At 45.3% G+C, this 18,938-nt stretch carries 18 protein-coding genes; 10 read left to right on the forward strand and 8 right to left on the reverse strand.

Translation table 11 applies throughout. The annotated features are described in order from the left end of the window. The first annotated feature begins 16 nt into the window (after positions 1 to 16). The 3 genes from QUA02_RS22865 to QUA02_RS22875 all read left to right on the forward strand — a co-directional run bounded on the left by QUA02_RS22865 (position 17) and on the right by QUA02_RS22875 (position 1,792). The gene (locus tag QUA02_RS22865; RefSeq protein WP_333030943.1) at positions 17 to 145 is read left to right on the forward strand and encodes a hypothetical protein; all 129 of its coding nucleotides are present in this window, start codon (positions 17 to 19) and stop codon (positions 143 to 145) included. A 307-nt stretch (positions 146 to 452) separates the two neighbouring features. After that, the gene (locus tag QUA02_RS22870) at positions 453 to 1,091 is read left to right on the forward strand and encodes an ATP-binding protein (protein WP_333030945.1); all 639 of its coding nucleotides are present in this window, start codon (positions 453 to 455) and stop codon (positions 1,089 to 1,091) included. Between the two features lie 401 nt (positions 1,092 to 1,492). Beyond that, positions 1,493 to 1,792, forward strand: a complete 300-nt coding sequence (locus tag QUA02_RS22875; protein WP_332978623.1) for a DUF3593 domain-containing protein — start codon at positions 1,493 to 1,495, stop codon at positions 1,790 to 1,792. Positions 1,793 to 1,834: 42 nt separating this feature from the next. On the opposite strand, the gene QUA02_RS22880 is transcribed toward QUA02_RS22875, so the two are convergent. The 3 genes from QUA02_RS22880 to QUA02_RS22890 all read right to left on the reverse strand — a co-directional run bounded on the left by QUA02_RS22880 (position 1,835) and on the right by QUA02_RS22890 (position 6,608). Then, positions 1,835 to 5,668, reverse strand: a complete 3,834-nt coding sequence (locus tag QUA02_RS22880; RefSeq protein ID WP_333030948.1) for a DNA polymerase III subunit alpha — start codon at positions 5,666 to 5,668, stop codon at positions 1,835 to 1,837. Between the two features lie 189 nt (positions 5,669 to 5,857). Then, a complete protein-coding gene (locus tag QUA02_RS22885; protein ID WP_333030949.1) occupies positions 5,858 to 6,277 on the reverse strand; it encodes a lysozyme inhibitor LprI family protein in 420 nt (139 codons plus the stop codon). Next, a complete protein-coding gene (locus tag QUA02_RS22890; RefSeq protein ID WP_333030952.1) occupies positions 6,267 to 6,608 on the reverse strand; it encodes a DUF2499 domain-containing protein in 342 nt (113 codons plus the stop codon). The genes QUA02_RS22885 and QUA02_RS22890 overlap by 11 nt, the downstream gene beginning before the upstream one ends. Positions 6,609 to 6,882: 274 nt before the next feature. Between QUA02_RS22890 and csaB the strand changes: the two genes are divergently transcribed. From csaB to trmB, 3 genes are all read left to right on the forward strand, one after another. Continuing rightward, positions 6,883 to 7,926, forward strand: a complete 1,044-nt coding sequence (gene csaB, locus QUA02_RS22895; protein WP_333030955.1) for a polysaccharide pyruvyl transferase CsaB — start codon at positions 6,883 to 6,885, stop codon at positions 7,924 to 7,926. A 31-nt stretch (positions 7,927 to 7,957) separates the two neighbouring features. Then, positions 7,958 to 8,773 (forward strand): PDDEXK family nuclease, encoded by an 816-nt coding sequence (locus QUA02_RS22900; protein WP_333030957.1) that lies wholly within the window; start codon positions 7,958 to 7,960, stop codon positions 8,771 to 8,773. Positions 8,774 to 8,864: 91 nt separating this feature from the next. Continuing rightward, the gene (trmB, locus tag QUA02_RS22905; protein WP_333030958.1) at positions 8,865 to 9,497 is read left to right on the forward strand and encodes a tRNA (guanosine(46)-N7)-methyltransferase TrmB; all 633 of its coding nucleotides are present in this window, start codon (positions 8,865 to 8,867) and stop codon (positions 9,495 to 9,497) included. Positions 9,498 to 9,645: 148 nt separating this feature from the next. Here trmB and QUA02_RS22910 read toward each other — a convergent pair whose 3' ends face one another. Together QUA02_RS22910 and acsF are read right to left on the reverse strand one after the other, a co-directional pair. Next, complete coding sequence (locus tag QUA02_RS22910; RefSeq protein ID WP_333030960.1) at positions 9,646 to 11,160, reverse strand: dolichyl-phosphate-mannose--protein mannosyltransferase; 1,515 nt, start codon at positions 11,158 to 11,160, stop codon at positions 9,646 to 9,648. Positions 11,161 to 11,367: 207 nt separating this feature from the next. Further along, on the reverse strand, positions 11,368 to 12,444 hold the full coding sequence (gene acsF, locus QUA02_RS22915; RefSeq protein ID WP_333030962.1) for a magnesium-protoporphyrin IX monomethyl ester (oxidative) cyclase: 1,077 nt from the start codon (positions 12,442 to 12,444) through the stop codon (positions 11,368 to 11,370). A 413-nt stretch (positions 12,445 to 12,857) separates the two neighbouring features. Here acsF and QUA02_RS22920 point away from each other — a divergent pair, with 413 nt between their 5' ends. Continuing rightward, complete coding sequence (locus QUA02_RS22920) at positions 12,858 to 13,334, forward strand: TM2 domain-containing protein (RefSeq protein WP_333030963.1); 477 nt, start codon at positions 12,858 to 12,860, stop codon at positions 13,332 to 13,334. 180 nt (positions 13,335 to 13,514) lie between these two features. Beyond that, positions 13,515 to 13,688 (forward strand): 50S ribosomal protein L32, encoded by a 174-nt coding sequence (gene rpmF / locus QUA02_RS22925; protein ID WP_006632406.1) that lies wholly within the window; start codon positions 13,515 to 13,517, stop codon positions 13,686 to 13,688. 42 nt (positions 13,689 to 13,730) lie between these two features. On the opposite strand, the gene queA is transcribed toward rpmF, so the two are convergent. Then, positions 13,731 to 14,873, reverse strand: coding sequence for a tRNA preQ1(34) S-adenosylmethionine ribosyltransferase-isomerase QueA (gene queA, locus QUA02_RS22930; RefSeq protein ID WP_333030965.1), 1,143 nt, complete (start codon positions 14,871 to 14,873; stop codon positions 13,731 to 13,733). Positions 14,874 to 15,020: 147 nt separating this feature from the next. Here queA and QUA02_RS22935 point away from each other — a divergent pair, with 147 nt between their 5' ends. Then, positions 15,021 to 15,410, forward strand: coding sequence for a hypothetical protein (locus QUA02_RS22935; RefSeq protein WP_333030966.1), 390 nt, complete (start codon positions 15,021 to 15,023; stop codon positions 15,408 to 15,410). 198 nt (positions 15,411 to 15,608) lie between these two features. Here the strand turns inward: QUA02_RS22935 and QUA02_RS22940 are convergent, their stop codons facing one another. After that, the gene (locus QUA02_RS22940; protein WP_333030968.1) at positions 15,609 to 16,178 is read right to left on the reverse strand and encodes a YraN family protein; all 570 of its coding nucleotides are present in this window, start codon (positions 16,176 to 16,178) and stop codon (positions 15,609 to 15,611) included. A 14-nt stretch (positions 16,179 to 16,192) separates the two neighbouring features. On the opposite strand from QUA02_RS22940, the gene QUA02_RS22945 reads away from it, so the two are divergent. Further along, complete coding sequence (locus QUA02_RS22945; protein WP_333030970.1) at positions 16,193 to 16,705, forward strand: pentapeptide repeat-containing protein; 513 nt, start codon at positions 16,193 to 16,195, stop codon at positions 16,703 to 16,705. 213 nt (positions 16,706 to 16,918) lie between these two features. On the opposite strand, the gene dnaG is transcribed toward QUA02_RS22945, so the two are convergent. Continuing rightward, entirely contained in the window at positions 16,919 to 18,937 is a 2,019-nt protein-coding gene (dnaG, locus tag QUA02_RS22950; protein WP_333030973.1) for a DNA primase, read from the reverse strand. Position 18,938: the final 1 nt, after the last annotated feature.

Consider the following 18,938-nt stretch of genomic DNA (forward strand, 5'->3'; position numbering starts at 1 on the left):
GTCCTAGTCTAGTGCATTGACGCGGCTCGACGGTGTAAGGTTCGATCGCGATCGCGATCGCGGATATTACTTACGCCTTTGGGATAAGAGCGCGCACCTCAAGGCTCCCTTGCAGCGAACGGCACTGAGCCGTTCGCTGCGCTGAATGTCAGGGATTCTGGAGCTTGCGACGGCTGCGGCAAGTGGCTGACTCCGACAGCGGATAAGTATTTGTATTTGATGTAGTTGGATTTTGCTGCGAAGGGCGATCGTTCTCCGTACAGGCGATCGGTAAATAAGCCAATTGGCCTAGACTTTTAAGACATATAGCTGATGCGCTGCCTTCTCTAAAAAAGATAGCATTATTGTGCGATCCCCGAAATAATACCGAGCAAGCAAGTATAAAAAAATACCGCCTGTCTCGGCGGGTGTGAAAACAGGGTACAGCTAATACTTTCAGACGAGGAAGATAAATGTCGAACAGCATAGATGAACTGGCAGAAGGCGGCAGAGGGATCAAACTCATGTGGCAGATTGCAGACGAGCTAAGTTACACCCGGACTCTCGACGGTCGAAATTGTTTATCGCTGAATAAAATTTACGAAGTAGAAAGTCGCAATCGATCGCAAAATATAAAAAATGCTAGCGTTTTAGATGGGTTAATGAATTTATTAAACACCTGGGATTGGCAGAATGAAACACAGCAGAAAGAAGAGCTGCATGAAAGTTCTGTTCAACACATTAGCCTGCAAGTCAACACAGACGTGAATGCTTTAACTCTAGTTTTGGAGTGGTTTGAGCAGTTGAAAGATTTATCGATCCCCAATGAGGTTTGGTGGAAGTGTCAGTTAGCTTTGGCTGAAGGTTTCACTAATGCAGTTCGCCACGCTCACAAAAACCTGCCAGTAGAAACTCCTGTTCAACTGGAAATTACGGTGTTTAACGGACGGTTGGAACTCAAAATTTGGGATTGCGGCCCGTGTTTTGATTTTGATGCTAAGCTCAAGGAAATTATCGCAGCACATATAAAAGGCTGCTTGGATTTAGAGGTTTTGAACAATGCTTGCTTGATGCCTAGCAGACCGAAAACTTTGGTTTTAATTGCTGGGTAGCTTTGGAGCGAGGGACAATTAACAGACTGGCACGGTTGAAAATGTGTTATCCTAAAAACGGTGTTAGGGGACGAGTTACGGGTTTTGTCTGCGCGGGCGTGAGGGGTTTTGAATACTGGCGACTTGCTGCGGCTTTCGTTAAAAGCTATGAGCTTGGGTGAGTCTCTAGCGGTTCGAGAGAAACGGGTTCATGTGTCGAATTCAACATTAAAAAGTCAAAATTAAAAGTTAAAAATTATTCACACTAATTTTTGATATTTTAATTTACAGCGTATTCCAGGTTTGTGAAGTGTAGGGACACGGCAGTGCCGTGTCCCTACGGGGAAGCTCACGATAGGCGGGTGTACTTCATAAATGTGGAATACGCTGTATCATAGTATCTGGTCGCTCTCCCATTACTAATGATTTCCAAAGAAACTTTATTTGTTCTGTCTTTATTTCCCTACTTGGGATTTCTCTGGTTTTTGACTCGATCGGGAAAAACACCCCGTTTAGCTCTGATGGGATTTTACGGCACTCTTGTTTTTGTGGCCGTGACTATTCCCGCCGCAATTTACGCAAAAGTTGCGTACAACGAGTCGCTAGCAAATGTCGATTGGCTGCACGGTTCTGCGGAGCTATTTTTAACAATTGCCAATATTTTAGTAGTTTTAGGCTTTAGGGAAGCGGTGATTAAAGCCAAAGCATCCTCACAAGAATAAAGTTGTGATGGTAGTCGGGATTAATGCGAAATTTTCATTTGGCTAGCGTCTGTTTAGTTGGGCGAGATAATTGAGATACCGAGAAATGCGATCGGTGTCAGTGTCAAGTAAACCACTCGCCCAAGAATGCAAATTAAGTTGCGATCGCATTTCTCGAAATACCGCAGCATCTGGGCGATTGTTGAGAGGAAAAACCCAAGCATCAAATCCAGCCGACTTGAGCCGGCTAACAGTTCCCTCGCCATCTTGCACCCACAATTGTGGGTTAATGCGAAGGGGTTGACAACAATATTCACCGACAACAATTCCCCCCACAGAAACGCTAGCACCTTCTCCCCGATTGGAAAGTTCTTGCAAAATAGCTTTCAGGGAATTGAGTTTTTCCGCATCTTGTACTTGCTGCGGTGTAAACTTGACAATCACCATTTCTAAAACTTCCACAGGTTTTGGTGTTCTTACAATATTGACCGGTTCTGGCAGCCAATGGGTTTTTATTTCCGGTGGCACCATCTCCACTTCCTCTGCAACCTGCACTGTTTCTACGGGCTTTGCATCGTCTACAATTATCTGAATTTCCTCTCCATCTTTCTCGATTTTCCCACTAATCTGTAAGATAGCATTCTCTGTAATACACGGTTTCACTTGTTCATAACTCTTGGGAAACACAACAGCTTTGATTTGATGTGTCAAATCTTCTAATTGCAAAATTGCCATCGCATCGCCTTTCTTTGTCACTACAAGTTTGATAGCGCTAACCATGACAATAACTGATACTTTCCCTTTTTTATCTGCTAACTGTCCGAGAGTCACCACATCTGGGTCTTGGTTCATTTGAAGCAGATTTTTTAGGGGATGTTCTGATACATAAAAGCCGAGTAACTCTTTTTCTAAACGCAACTTTTCCTGTTTATCAAAATCTTTGACAGTTTTAGATTTTGGTGCAGACTCATACTTATTTGCCGACTTCCCAAAGCTATTTTCACCTAACAAGTCAAACAGATTACCTTGACCGCTTTCTCGATCTTTCTTGCGGTCTTGCGCCCATTTAATCACTCCTTCTAGGTCGTTTACTAACTGTTGACGGTTCCGATCAATTTTATCAAAAGCTCCACATTGAATCAATGCTTCCAAAGCGCGGCGGTTGACAGCATGGAGATTTACACGATCGCACAAATCAGCAAGCGATTTAAACTTACCCCCTGACTGCCGCGCCTCCAAAATATTTTCAATTGCGCCCTCACCCACATTTTTTACCGCCGAAATTCCAAACAATATTTTATGTTTTTCGGCTTTTGTCATCTCCATCGGCAATGGCGTAAAAGTAAGTTCAGAGCCATTAATATCAGGTGGCTCAACGTCAATTTTAAGCTTGAGACAATTGGCAATATATCTCTGTACCTTCTCCTGGTCGCCTCTATTAGCAGTTAGCAGTGCAGCCATGTATTCTACAGGAAAATTTGCCTTTAAATAAGCAGTTTGATAAGTGATATAGGCATAGGCCATCGAATGGGATTTATTAAAGCAATATTCGGCGAATTGTAGCATCTGCCCGAACAACTCTTCGGCAATTCTTTGAGTGACACCATTCTTGGTTGCCCCATCAATAAATGTTTCCTTTTGCTTCTGCATTTCATCAGCTTTCTTCTTGCCCATTGCGCGCCGCAGCAAGTCAGCTTGACCCAAAGAATAGCCCGCCAAATCTTGAGCCATCCGCATAATTTGCTCTTGAAAACAAAGAGTTCCGTAAGTTTCTTTTAAAATCGGTTCTAACAGCGGATGGTCGTATTTAACCACCTCTCTACCATGTTTGCGATCGATAAATTGTGGAATCAAACCAGCATCCAGGGGGCCTGGCCGGTAAAGTGCCAGAATAGAAGAAATATCATCCAGACAGGAAGGTTTGATTTTTTTTACTACATCTAACATCCCAGAAGATTCTAGCTGAAAAATGCCTTCTAAATCTCCTTTTTCTAATAGTTGATAAGTTTTTGCTACATCACCGGGCAACTTGTTGTTCCTAGTAAATGTCTCTTGAGCTCTGCGTTCTATATCAGAAGGTAAGCCTTCGGCATCAATAGTTATGTCTTGGGTTTGTTTAACATAATCAACAGTTTTTTGGAGGGTTGTTAAATTTTTAAGCCCCAGAAAGTCCATTTTTAGTAGCCCCAAAAATTCCAAATCTTCCATGAAATATTGGGTAATTACAGCACCTTCATTATTCTTTTGCAATGGTACAATTTCATCAAGGGGCTGGGAAGAAATGACCACACCGGCGGCGTGAACGCCATAGGTTTTGTTAGTTCCTTCAATGCGAATTGCCATGTCAATCCACTGACGAACTGGGACTTCGGTGCCAGTCTCTGCATTTATGCAAATTGTTTTTTCGTAGTTTTCTTTAAATTCCTGTGAAGGTGTAGCATCGGAAATCATCACTTTCAATTTTTCCGGCTTTCCCCGCGATACGGGAATAAATTTTGCCATTTCGTCGGCTTTTTTGTAGGGAATACCTAAAACTCTGGCAACATCTTTCAAGACAGCTTTTGATGTCATTCTATTGAAAGTAATAATTTGTGCTACGCGGTCTGTACCATATTTTTCGGTGACATATTTGATCATATCGTCGCGTCTTTCTATGCAGAAATCGCTATCGATATCTGGCATAGATTTACGTTCGGGATTGAGAAATCTCTCGAATAGTAGTCCGTGGTGTACGGGGTCTATATTGGTAATTTTGAGGACGTAAGCAACTAAAGAACCTGCCGCAGAACCACGTCCGGGCCCTACGGGAATATTGTGATCTCTAGCATATTTCATGTAGTCCCAAACCACTAAAAAATATTCAGAAAAACCCATCTGCTGAATCATTTTTAGCTCGTATTCTAGCCTTTGTTTGTAGACTGGGGGGATTTCATTTTTAGTGCGGGCTTTGAGGCGTTCTAATAGTCCTATCCAAGATATTTCTTCTACATAGGTATCGGCGGTATGTTCTGGGGGAATTGGGATTGTGGGAATCCGAGCTTCTCCTGTCAGCTCGTATCTTGATACTTTATTGGCGACTTCTAGGGTATTTTCGATCGCCTCTTCGATCGTTTCAGCATCCAAGTGGTCTCGAAACAGTTGCGCCATCTCCATAGCAGACTTAAGATACTCAGTGCCGCTATAGCGCATCCGCTTGTCTTCTTCAATTAGTTTGTTGGTGTTAATGCACAGCAAAGCATCGTGTGCTTCTACGTCGTTGCAGGAAATATAGTGAGAATCATTGGTGGCAATTATTTTAATGTTTAGTTCGCGGGCAATTTTGACGATTTCAACATTAACAATCCGGTCTTCTTGGGAACCGTGGTCTTGAATTTCTATATAATAATCCTCTCCAAATACTTCTTTATACCATTTGGCAACTTCGCGGGCAGTGTCTAGCTTGTTTTGCAGAATCATTTGGGGAACTTCGCCACCCAAACAAGCGCTGGTAACAATTAAACCTTCGGAGTATTGTTTGAGCAGTTCTTTGTTGATGCAAGGTCTGGCAAAAATACCTCTTTCTGGCATTCCCTTTAAGTGGGAAATTGTGGTTAGTTTGACGAGGTTTTTATAACCTTGGGTATTTTTAGCTAAAACAACTTGATGGTATTTTCTTCTACCTCGAACTTTTACTTCAATGTCGCCGTTGACGACATACATTTCATTGCCAATAATCGGCTTGATATTTTTATTTCGGCAAACTTTGATTAGCTCGATCGCCCCGTACATCACCCCGTGGTCTGTAAGGGCGATCGCGGGCATCCCCAATTCCACCGCCCGTTCTGCGAGCTGCTGTAGCTGAGACGCCCCGTCTAGCAGGCTGTAATCGCTGTGAATGTGCAAACCAACGAAGGACATAGGGATTTAAAATATAAGATTTGAGAATTTAGATTTTACACCATTGGCGTGTCAAAGCGTAAAATAAAAAACAAAGCTTTATATCACTCTTGAGCTGGTTTGTGCTGGGGCTTCTAAAAGTGCAAAAGATGAGGTTGTCGCGGTATTGATGATTGAATGGGTAAATTATTCTCGATCGCGATCGAACTTTTACAAATTTGCTTGTTTCAAATAACCTTCCAAATCTTTAATCCGTTCTTGCGTCACTCTAGCCCTGCAATAACCGTAGGTAGAAGCAGCCAAAGTACCGCCTTCAAACTGCCCTTTTGCATAATCACAATTTTCATCTCGAAATTTGATCCAAGTACGCTGTGCCACAGTCAATCTCTGCTTTTGTCTGCTGCTAATTTTTGCTTGGAGTTGCTGATATACTTGATTGAGCTTACTGTCGGCGGCCTGAAACTCTTGACTGGAACAGACATTCATGTCTAGCGTGGTTTGAGGATTTTTGCAGTTAGGTTGTTGGGCGATTTGCACGGGAATGTTGCTGGCTTGGCCCGGAAGCAAAAATCCGGCTGCTAACAAAAGTGAACTAGCCGTAAATGTTGCCCAAATAGTGCTATTTTTCAATTAGTTTCTCCATTTTTAAATCTTTAATTTTCTCTGCTGGCTGAGCCGATCGCCAAATCCACCAAGCCGCCGCCCACAAAGTAAAATTGCCGAAGAGAGTCATCGCCGCTTGCAGGGTAACGATCCATTCTAGGGCGGGAGAGTTGTCAAAATAGTGCCACGTACAGGCACACATAGCACTGACAAGAGCGGGCAGCATTCCGGCGGAAAGGGCCCACCAAGCTCGATTTTGAGTGACTTCGCCGTAAGTCCAAATTAACCAGATGGCGGCAATCCACTCGACGACGCTAGAGACATGAATAATCCAGGTGGGAATTGACAAAGCGTGCATTTTTTGTATCGTGAACGAAGATGAAAGATTTATCGATCGGGACTTACGCAACTGTCATATAAAGTATGATGCGTCATACAATTTTAGATTAGCGATTCGAGATTTTCTTAGATTTGCGATTTGAGCTGATTGATGACGTAAAGCCTTGAAGCTTGCTGACCGTAGCATTTTTTTGGTAGTAGGATCAAATCTAAAATATCAAAAAAATCTAAAATCTAAAATCTAAAATCTAAAATCGTTAGATTCCCCATCACAAACAAATAAAAGAGTAGAAATGCGAGCAATTTTGTGCGGCTATTACGGTAAAGGCAACGGCGGCGACGAGGCGCTGTTGGCATCGCTACTGCAAATGTTACCAGATGGCGTGACGCCGATCGTCCTGTCTGGCAATCCTGCCGAGACAAATCAGCGTTACGGGGTAGCTGCGCGCGATGGCATGAATGCGTTTCAAGTTCTCGAAGCACTCCGCACCTCCGACGCCCTAATCTGGGGCGGCGGCAGTTTAATCCAAGACGCTACCAGCATTGCGAGCCCTTTCTATTATGGCGGTTTGATGGGATTAGCGCAACAGATGGGCTTAAAAACTGTTGCCTGGGCTCAGGGAATTGGCCCTTTGAAGCGCGAAATGACTCGCAAGTTATCTCAGCGCTGTTTTGCTGGGTGCACCGCCGTCAGCGTGCGGGATAAAGGCTCAGCTACCCTACTTGCAGATTGGCAAATTCCCTTTACTTTAGCGCCCGATCCCGTGTGGGCTTTGGAGAATTCGCCCGTGTCCGGTTTGTGGGATTTGCCGGCGCCCAGAGTTGCTGTTTGTTTGCGTTCTCATCCTACACTAACTCCCGCCCGTTTGTCAATCTTAACTCAAGCTTTAGTTGACTTTCAAAAAGCAACTCGCACCTTGATTTTGCTGCTGCCTTTTCAAGCGTCTCACGACTTAGAAATTGCCAAACATTTGCACGAAGCCCTGCCGAAAAGGAGCCGCATTCTGACTTTAGAAGACCCCAGAAAATTGAAAGGAGTATTCCGGGGAGTAGAAATGGCGATCGGGATGCGCTACCACAGTTTAATTATGGCAGCATCCGAAGAATGCCGCTGTTTTGCCCTCAGCTACGATCCCAAAGTCAGCCAGTTAATGGAAGAGCTAGAAATGCCGGGATACTTATTATCAGAATTGCCAGACGATCCTTATTTAATCAGCAAAACCTGGATCGAACACTACGCCAACGGCGACGCCTTATCGCCAGACAGGATAAAATTTATAGTAGAGCGATCGCTCTTTCACCGAGAAGTATTGCAAACCGCACTCCAGCAGTCTTAGTAATAGCACTCTCAATAAGAGGTAAAATACCGTGACAGTCAGTACAGCCGACTTAAAAATTACCTGGGAAAAATTGCCAGACGATTTCATTTTAGACGAGGAACCAGTGGAAAATATCGACCAGCCCTTGCTAGCTGCCGCCTTGCGGGAAATCTTAGAAATCGCGGGGCTAATAGTAGCAGGAATATTGATTGCCCCAAATATGGGCATTTGTGCAACAGTAGACAGCAAGCTAATTATCAAAGCTCCAGATTGGTTTTATGCTCGCAACGTACAGCCGCTTTCTAGTCAAGAAATTCGCCGCAGTTACACTCCGAACTTAGAAGGGGAAATTCCGGCGATCGTAATGGAATTTTTATCAGCTAGTCCCAACGATGAATATTCTAGTAAACAAACTTATCCGCCTGGAAAATGGTTTTTTTACGAACAAGTGTTGCGAGTTCCAATCTATGCACTTTTTGAGCCAGCCGCCGGAGTGTTAGAAGTCTACCAGTTGGATTCATCAGGAAAGTATGAAGTACAACCACCAGATTTAAACGGCCGTTATTGGATTGCAGGAGTTGGGTTATTTCTGGGGGTTTGGCAGGGAACAAAGGCCGAAAGAACTGGATATTGGTTGCGGTGGTGGGATGAGAGCGGACAGATGTTATTGTGGGGAGCAGAGATGGTGGAAAGAGAAAGGCAGGAAAGGGCGATCGCTCAACAGCAAGCCGAACAAGAACGGCAGCAAAAGACGATCGCTCAACAGCAAGCCGAACAAGAACGAGAACGTGCCGAACAAGAACGGGAACGATCGCAAACATTGGCCGCACAATTAAGAGCGTTAGGCATTGAACCAGAAGCTTAAAAAAAACTAAAGTCCTTACTACGAACCGGTTTGTAGTGAGGACTTCAGTTTTCTCTGTAAAGCAAACAAATTTTTTCAGGAGACAGCAAAATTGGCAAGAGTAAGAGTGCGGGAACACGTCAATCCCCTATCAATTAGATATCAAGTATCTGCAAGTCCCCCTGATTGGACAAAAATCTATGGTGACTTAAATTTGCCGCTGCATTTAGATATCGGCTGCGGCAGAGGACGGTTTTTGTGGCACATGGCGCAAGTACAAACAGACTGGAATTTTCTAGGATTAGAAATTCGGGAACCTCTGGTAGAGGAGGCGAATCTTTGGCGCGACGAAAAAGGCTTGACAAATTTGCACTATTTGTTTTGCAATGCTAATAGTTCTCTGAAGCCAATTTTAGAAACTTTACCCGCTGGCACTTTGCAGCGAGTTAGCATTCAATTTCCCGATCCGTGGTTCAAGAAAAAGCACCACAAACGGCGGGTGGTGCAGCAGGAATTAGTCAACGAATTGGCAACTTATCTGGCAATTGGCGGCGAAGTTTTTATCCAGTCAGATATTGAGGAAGTAGAAAGGGAAATGTGCGATCGCTTTTCATCTCACCCTAGTTTTAAACGTCAAAATGGGGGCGAATGGTTAGCAGAAAATCCCCTGCCTGTTGCTACTGAAAGAGAAATTGCTACTCTGAAACGGGGCGAACCTGTTTATCGAGCACTGTATCAAAAATAATGCTCGCTTTTGCAAACTCACCTTTGTCATAAATGTTATAACTTACATCTTGCACCTTGGTTAGGAACAGGCAAGATGCCTGTTCCACAAAACTTAATTTTCTTGGGTAACGGGCATCTTGCCCGTTAATAAAAGAATTATTTCTAACTTAAACCCAAGACGGCAGCCACATCCGAATTTTCCATTCCCACTGCGACAAAGGCAGTCCCAAATAGATAGGCATCCAGAAAATAAAAGCACCCAAAACCAGAAAAATAATTGTTACCCCCATCCCTCGGAGTCGAGTTTGAGGGCTGTGCAGCCACCTGTCAACCCACCAAGCAAGTGCTAAGGCTGCAAACACGGAACAGCCCATATAATGGTACAAAAATACGCAGCGAGTCACCTTCACCCAAGGCAGCAAATTAGCGGTCCAATTAACTATTAAATACAACGCCAGCCACATTTGGGCAGTCGGCGGAAACAAAATCGGCCGCTGCTGTTCTATCGTGTCAACTGAAGCTTCGCTGCGCGTTTGCAGCCACACCAAAATCCGGTGAACTAAAACTCCTATTACTAGCAATAAAGCTAAGGTTGACAACCACCAAAGGAAGGGATTTCCCATCGCGTGAACGTCAAAAATTGCCTGAGTTGCACCTTCAGGTAAAGGCGGCAAAACCGGATCTGGTTGGGCATTGCTGCTAGCAGTTTTGTAGAAGTAAACTATGGGGCGAAGCATCAAAGGCCAACTGTACCACGTGGAACAGTAAGGATGTACATCTGGGCCGCTTTTAATCCGCTGGTGATAAGTCAAAATTTCCGTTTGCATCTGCCAGAAATTGGGATTTGGATTAAAGTGCAGGTGAGGAATCCAAGAGATGCTGTAAACTAGAATAGGAATCACAGCTAGACTCAAGCATAGTTCTATAAAATTGAGTTGAATCAGTTTTTGTACGGGACTTTCGGGAGGAATTAGAGTTGAATCTACCTCGCGGCTCAGTTCTTCATTTCCTTTATTTCCCTGGATGAAACGCACCGCCCAAGCGCAGATTAAAATCAGATAAGTACCGAAAAGAAACCACAATCCGTTCCATTTGATAGCAGCCGAAGCGCCGAAACTGGTGCCGGCTAGTACCAGCAAAAGCCAGCGCTTTTTGCCTTCTGCTTCTACGGATTTTAAAATAAATAACTGACCTAAAATTCCCAACAAAACCAGATAAATGTTGTTCAACGCGTAGCGAGACTCAACTAAAAACAGACCGTCGCAGGCGATAAATAAAGCAGCAAGAAAAGCAAAGGTGCGGCGCCGAACTAGCTGATAAGCTAGCCCTCCCACAACTAGGGGAATAAAGGAACCCGTGAGAGCATTCAGCCAGCGGTAATCCCAAGGGGAAAGCAGGGAACCAGCCATACTGTTGACGGCTGTTTTGCCGAAGGGAAGGTGAGTGCCGATCCAAATGCCGATCGCAATTATGTACTGGCTCAGAGGCGGGTGAGCGTTGAAAAAGGGAGTTTTTGTGAGATAATCGTTGGCAAATTTAGCATAGTAAACCTCGTCAAATACTAAGGTGTTAAATCTCTCTAGTTCCCAAAATCGCAGAGTTAAAGACACGAGGAAAACGCCGAGCATTCCCAGGGAAAAAACCAAAGTTGATTTGTTGAATTGCTTTTTGTTGAGTTTCATAGGAACTGCACCGAAAAGATAGTAGATTTGAGAGCGATCGCTAATTTAAAAATACTGAGTTTAGAATAGCCTAAAAATTACAATTATGACTTTTAACCTTCGCTGCGGCAAACCCGATCGCCCTTCAAAACTAATCTAACATTATATCCAAAAAAAGCGGCTCTGCTTGCTGCAGAACCGCCGTCACAGAGGATGAAAAATCAAAAATTAACGGACTGCACCCTCAACTGAAGGTGATTCAATCGTCTTCATGAAGTACAGTTTCAACAACTGCCAGCCGTTCGACAAATACAGAGGCAATTTTTGGAAGAATTGCAAGAATTTTGGAGTATTAGAAGCAACAATTGCTGTCAACTGCTGATTGTTCTTGAGACAAATATCCAGCCGTTCGTAAAATTCTGGATTGTTCACGTCCAGCATCACGGGGAATACGCGGCCTGCTGTTTCGTTGGTCTTTTTAATCACTTCAATGTCGTATTCGCGAGCATCGAGTCCGAGCGATCGATAAAAACCGGCGCGCTGGATATCATTGAGATACATTGTGGCGAATACCGACAGCAGGAAGAAACGGCACCAAAGTTTGGCGCGCCAATCATTCAACATCTGGGGCTGAGCTCTCATCACCGCATCGAAGAAATCTCCGTGGCGGTTTTCATCCTGACACCAATTTTCAAAGAATCGGAAAATCGGATAAATCTGGTCTTCAGGATGCGCTTTCAAGTGCTGATAAATCGTGATGTAGCGCCAATAACCGATTTTTTCGGATAAGTAAGTGGCGTAGAAAATAAACTTCGGCTTAAAGAATGTGTAACTGCGGCTCTTTGTCAAGAAACCCAAATCTAGGGACAAACCAAAGTCCGACAGCGCTTTATTTAGGAATCCGGCGTGCCGCGCTTCGTCGCGGGACATCAGCAAGAAACCTTCGGCGAGTACCGGGTTTTTGTCTTTGAGCTTGCGTGCTAATTCTTTGTAGAGCAAGAAGCCAGAAAACTCAGCGGTGCAAGAGCGTTCGAGGAATTCAATGAATAACTTGCGCTTTTCGCCGTCGATGTGTTCCCAAGATTGATCGAACTCGGCATCCCGCACGAAGTGGGTTTTGTTGTAGTCAACGCGGAACTCTTTGATAATTGCTTCTAGTTCGGCTTCATTTACGGAGATGTCCATTTTGGCCATCTCGTCAAAGTCTGTTGTGTAAAATCTCGGCGTGAGAATAGTTTCTTTGGCTGGGGTTTTCGCTTCCTGCCGCTGTTCTTCAAAAGTTGGTTTTTTGAGGGAATCTACCATATGTTTATTGGATTTCTGCTTATAACTACTTGCTTGTTTCAGTTGTCGGTTACTGCGGGCGATCGCGCTCGTGTATGTCCGGCCAGCGCTGGCGGCGCGCTCCGTTTGGCGCTCCGTGTGGAATCTAGGTCAAAGCTGCTGTAATTTCCACGCCCTCCAGTTTACCAAGCTCTCGCCCGCCGAAATATGTTACTGGCGTTAAGAATTGCTACGCAAAATTACTCACTGGGCATGGGGCATGGGGCATGGGGCATGGGGCATGGGGAATTGGGGAATTGGTAGTAAATAACCAATAACTTTGGACAATGCACAAATATCTGCTGGTGTCAAGCTGTTTAAACACCAAAGAGAAAGTACAAAATATATATTGAGGGAGTCCAATAGTTAGAATAACCAGGCAGGACGGTCAGAAAATGAGCAATTTAGGTGTTAGTTACCTTTTATGGGCAGCTTGTTTTTTCGGCCCATTCGGACTCCACCGCCTCTACAACGGCAAGATTGGTACGGGTTTGCTGTGGCTGTTTACCTTTGGTTTGTTTGGGTTCGGGCAATTGTTTGACTTGCTGCTGCTGCCGAACATGGTGGACGAACACAATGCCAGTCTCAGGGGCAAACTCGGCGTATCTCGCGAAGGTATACCGCTATATCCCGTCAGCGGGGCGATCGCCGCGACATACCCCAAGCAAACTCCAGACCAGTTAGGGGTTAAACTCCTGAAGGCAGCTTATACCAAGAACGGAAGATTATCTGTCACCCAAGGGGTGATGGCAACCGGCGCTACTTTTGCCGAAGTGGAAGAGGCTTTCACGGCAATGCTCAAAACCGGTTATGTGAGTATCGAGAACGATGCCGTAACTGGGGTCGTGATCTACCACTTTCACGAACTTTAGCTGCTGCGGGTGCGTTACCTAGGGGATTTTGTCTATTTTTCCAGAAGCTAATCGCTGACGCACCCTACTACTTGATATTGCTGACCCAGCAGTTGTTGCGGTTTTTCTAGTAAGCATTGCCGGCAAGATCGGCTAGAATGTTTGTTTGTCTATATAAGCAAGCAGAAAGTATTTAGCGTCATGGCAGTCCCTAAGAAGAAAACCTCCAAATCCAAGAAGAATATGCGCAAGGCAACCTGGAAGCGCAAAGCTGTAGTGGCAGCTCAGAAAGCTCTGTCTCTGGGCAAATCTGTTCTGACTGGGCGTTCCAACAGTTTCGTGTATCCCGGCAATGAAGAAGAGGAGGAAGAATAGAAACGGAATACCGGGCATGGGGCGAACCCGATGCCCGATCGATCAATCAATTTTTGCTGTTGGTAAAATCAGCATGGCATCGCCAAAGGAATAAAAGCGGTACTGATGCTCGATCGCTTCTCGGTACAAATCCAACAGCCGAGGCCTTCCAATCATCGCACTTACCATCATCATCAAAGTAGAGCGGGGCAAGTGAAAATTGGTAATCATCCCCTCTACAACCCGCCACTTGTAACCCGGGTAGATAAACAAATTTGTCTGGCCGCAAAAAGGCTGCAAGGAAAAATCGCCGCTCGCCGCCGCTGCTCCCTCTAAAGCTCGCACTGCTGTTGTACCCACGGCAAAGATCCGCCCGCCTCTAGCTTGAGTTTCGCGGATTTTATCGACGGTGGCGGGGGGTACTTCCACCCATTCGCCGTGCATTTGGTGAGCCGTCACGTCTGCCACCTCCACCGGGCGAAACGTCCCTACTCCAACGTGCAGGGTGACAAAAGTTTTTTCTATTCCCCGCTGTTCCAAGCGGCTGAACAATTCTTCAGTGAAGTGCAGGCCTGCTGTGGGGGCAGCCACCGCCCCTGGCCGATCGGCATAAACAGTCTGGTACTGTTCCGGTGAAGCTTGGGAATTGTCGATGTAGGGCGGCAGGGGTACGTGGCCGTATTCGTCCAAAAACTTCGCCAGAGTCGCATCTGTGGGGATGTCAAACTCCAACAGCCGTCCCCCTGTTGCGTCATCGCGGGCTACAACTGTCGCAGTCAGGCGATCGGGTAGTGTGGCTACGGCCCCTTGTGGAATGCAACAACAAGGGCCTGCTGCTTCTTCGCGGCACTCTGGGGCGATCGGATCGAACTCAATTTTTGCTCCCAACTTTAAGCGTTTCCCCGGTTTAACCAAAGCCAGCCAACAGTTGTGCTCCCGTTCTTCCATCAACAATATCTCGACAGCCGGGCCGTTGGGTTTGTGCCCGTAGAGCCTCGCTGGCAGCACGCGGGTGTTGTTCAGTACCAGCAAGTCTCCCGGCTCCAGCAAATCGGGTAAATCCCGGAAAATCCGGTGTTGGTGGCTGCTGGGAGAATCTACAGCCAGCAAGCGAGAACTATCCCTCGGCACTGCGGGATTTTGGGCAATGCGCGAGGGCGAAAGTTCGTAGTCGTAGCCGTCCAAAGACCAGTCAATCTCTGTCATCGAGTGAATTCCTATCAAATCAATCTGTCAACTAGGTAACAAATTGGGTAAAAACCCCCATCCCAAGTCGGGTGCTTTTCCCCTTGTGGAGGCGGGTATAGCCCGCGATGATAGAGGTATAGCACCACCTTTGCTCGAAGGATAGTTATGGAATACCTCTACTACATCGCCAATACTAGCCTCACTCTGAGAGTCGTGGATTACCTGCGCGCCGCTAGTCATGTTCCCTTGCAATTTATCACTGTTATTCACCAAATTGACGGCTGGGTGGTAAAGGTGAAAATGAGCCAATATTTAACTCCAGAAATGCACGGCGATTTTCGGGCTTTTATGAACGAACTCGGGATTCCTTACGATCCTGAAATTCGCTTGCAAATGGCACTTTGGAGTTTGGAAACGGGACAGTCGCCGCTGAGCGTGATGCGCCGCTACCAGGTGGCCGTGGTTTGTCACGGCAGCCCGGACCGCAAGGAAATTGAAGCGTTTCGCCAGCAGTTTGTCAAGGGTCTGGGATATTGCCCGGAAACTCTCGCCTAGACTGCTAATCATATAAATTAACTGTTATGACAGATAGGGAGAGGGAGAGAAGGGGACAGGGGGAGAAGATTTAACTGTTTTTTCACCTCCGTTAAAAATGAAGAGAGAAATTCGCGACACCCTAGGGAAATTAACAATTAAAAATTACCTAGTGGCAGTGGTTTGAGATTTTACCCTCTAATTTTTAATTATATATTTTTAATTGCTAAAAGCCGATCGAATGTATTCTTGCAGGGTGAGCAGGTAGTTTCCGGCAACGGCGGATTGAGAGTTGGATGGTGTTAATGGTGGTAATATTCGCTTAGTGTTTTGTCGTGAAGGTTCGCACCTGACTAGGGCGACATCAAAGCGACAAGAATTATTTGCTAAATCTGGACGAGTGCTTAAAAATATTTCGGCTGTTTGCCAAAGTTTGGCTTGTTTTGTGGTACTAACAGCCAGCATTCCACCAGCATCCCAATTTCCCCGGCGGCGAGTTTTCACCTCGACAAATGCTAATGTTGGGAATTGGTGATTGGGAAGACCTCGGTTTTTTGCGCTTTCTTCATCTCTTCCGAGTGCGATGATGTCAATCTCTCCCCAGCGACAGTGCCACTGCTGGTGCAAGATTTCCCAACCTTGCTGCTGCAACCAGTCGGCGACTAAGTTTTCTCCCAATGTGCCCAAAGCCCGAGAGTTTGGGGATTGGGGGGAATTAAAGTCAGCGGTGGCTAACGGGCGATCGCGCTTTCTGGTAGAATTCAATTCTGAACTGTCACGGCTGCCCATTAGCTTTAACTTGTATGAATTCTGGAATTCGCCAACATATTTATAGTTTCTTGCTGAGCTTTGTTATTTTAGCAGTAATTACCGCTGGGGCGATCGGCATTAATCCCGCACCTGCTTTCGCTTTGGATCACGACAAAGAAATCCTAGTCGGCGCTGATTTTACTGGCAAAGTTCTGACTGACGACAGTTTTAATAAAGCTAATCTTCGCAACAGCAATTTTACTAATGCAGATTTGCGCGGCATCAGCTTTTTTGGTGCCAATCTGGAAGAGGCAAATTTAGAAGGGGCTAATTTAACGGGTGCTACTTTAGATTTGGCTCGCATGAGGAAAGTAAATTTAACTAATGCTATCCTTGAGGGTGCTTTCGCTTACAATACAAGACTCGAAGGAGCTGTCATTGACGGTGCTGATTTTACAGAAACACTGCTGAGAGATGATATGATAGAAAAACTTTGTAAAGTTGCAAAAGGTACTAATCCCGTGACGGGCAGAGACACTCGCGAAACTCTTTTTTGCGATTATTAAAAGGCTCGTTGAATAAAGGAATAAAGTCCTTAGTACAAACAGGCTTGTAGCATCGGAATGATATAGAGGACACGGCAGTGCCGTGTCCCTACACTTAATGGGAGTAGGGACACGGCACTGCCGTGTCCTGACTGTGAGTAATATTAATTCCGATGCTACCGGAGTTGATATCATCTCCAATCCCCAATCCCCAATCTAAAATCTAAAAGGGTATTAGCCCCAAGGCACGGATGTTAAATCGTAAAAATTAACTTGACGCAGCCGATCTAATTCCTTGAGCCATTCTTGTTCGGCACAAAATAGTTGGTGATATTCTAGAGCTTCTTCGGGAATGCTAGCTGCCTTGGCTTTTTCCCACATATTGAGTGCAATCCGGCGGCGCTTCATGCTGATAATTTGCTCGATACAGGCGAGGGCCGATCTAATTACTAAAGGTGCGCGATACACGTTTCTTTCTGAGAACTCATTTAAGTGAAATAAATGCGAGATTTGATTGAGTTGATTGGGATATTCAATGAAGCTATCTTGCAATTTCAATATTAACTCAGAAGGCGCTACTTGTAAAGACATTTTGTGCAATATTTCTGCATTCACAATCTGGTGCCACAAAAATCTGTGGTGAGAAAGGCTAAACTGTACGTCTCTAGCTTCTATGGCTTCTATGACATCTTTGCGGTATTCGGGACAGTGCAAGTAAATCTGCAATAGTTGCGCTTCTGCTTCTTCTAAAAGACTGCGGGCTGCGGCAGATAAGCCTTGTTTTGAGCTTTTATTTTCGCCGCTTGCACGCTGTTTTTTATATTGTTTGTTCGGCTTCAGCTTGTTTCTAATTAACAGGGGCATTGTCAAAGATTCGTCTTGACTCTGCCGCTTTGCCCAATCGCTGACTACTTGATTGAGCAAGTTTTCTGCTAGCATTTTTGTGAGTCTAAAATCTCCTTTGCTGAGGATTTCGGCGCACTTTTGCAGGTAATGAGCTAGCTGATTGTCGTCAGTGATATTGGTTAATAATTTAATAATTTTTTTGGTGACTTGCTGGGAAGTATCGGCTTGCTTCAAATCTTGATTCACGAGCATTTGTTGCAGTTGCCAGTCTATCCATAAAGGAGCATTTTCGAGCAATTCTCGATATTGTTCTGGCGAGTATGTTTTCAGGTATTCGTCGGCATCTTTGCCGTCGGGAATGTTGAGCACTCGCAGTTGCACTTCTCCTTGATAAGCAAGTTTTTCTATTTCTCCAATAGCGCGCTCTGCTGCTTGAGTTCCTGCTTTGTCCGCGTCGAAGTTGAGGATAATTTGTTTGGAGTCAGTGTAGCGCAATAACTGCCGCACTTGGTTTAAACTTAAGGCTGTGCCGAGGGAAGCGACGGCGTTGGAGATGCCGGCTGCCTGAAGTGCGATCGCGTCAAAGTACCCCTCTACAACCACCGCGCGATCGGCTTTACCAATCGCTGTTTTGGCTGTATCTAAGGCAAATAAAGTCTTGCCTTTATCGAACAGTTCTGTTTCGGGAGAATTGAGGTATTTCGGCTGTTCGTCGCCGAGAGCTCTGCCGCCGAAACCGATGACTCTGCCTTGGGTATCGCGAATGGGAATGATAATGCGGTTGCGGAAGCGATCGTAATAGCCGCTTCCTCCCGATTTGCGCGGTACAATTAATCCTGCTTGTTCTACTAACTGCGCCGGATAGTTTTTTTGTTCTACTAAATAACTGTAAAGTGTTTCCCAACCTTGGGGCGCATAACCTAATTGAAATTGTTGGATAGTTTCTTCGCTGAGTTTGCGTTCTGATTTGAGATATGCTAAGGGTTCTTCTCCTTGGGTTTGCCGCAAAGCGTGTTCGTAAAACTTGGCTGTTAGTGCTGAGATTTCATACAGTTGTTCCCGCAGAGAAATCTGCCGCTGCAATTCTTGTCGGTGTTCTGGTTCGACTGTTTTGACGGGGACTTGATAATTTTTAGCTAGTTCTAATACTACTTCGCTGAAAGGGCGTTTCTCTAATTCCATCAGGAACTTAAAAGCATTGCCGCCTGCACCGCAGCCGAAACAATAGTACATTTGTTTGGCTGGGCTGACTGTAAAGCTGGGAGATTTTTCGTCGTGAAAGGGACACAATCCGACGAATTCTTTGCCGCGTTTCCGCAAGACAACGCGACCGGAAATAACGTCTACTATGTCGGCTCTTTGTTTGACTTCTTCGATTGTTTCTGGATGCAGCCTGGGAACTTGCATA

It is taken from the genome of Microcoleus pseudofavosus SVA1_A4 (assembly GCF_036700565.1).
Lineage (GTDB): Bacteria > Cyanobacteriota > Cyanobacteriia > Cyanobacteriales > Microcoleaceae > Microcoleus.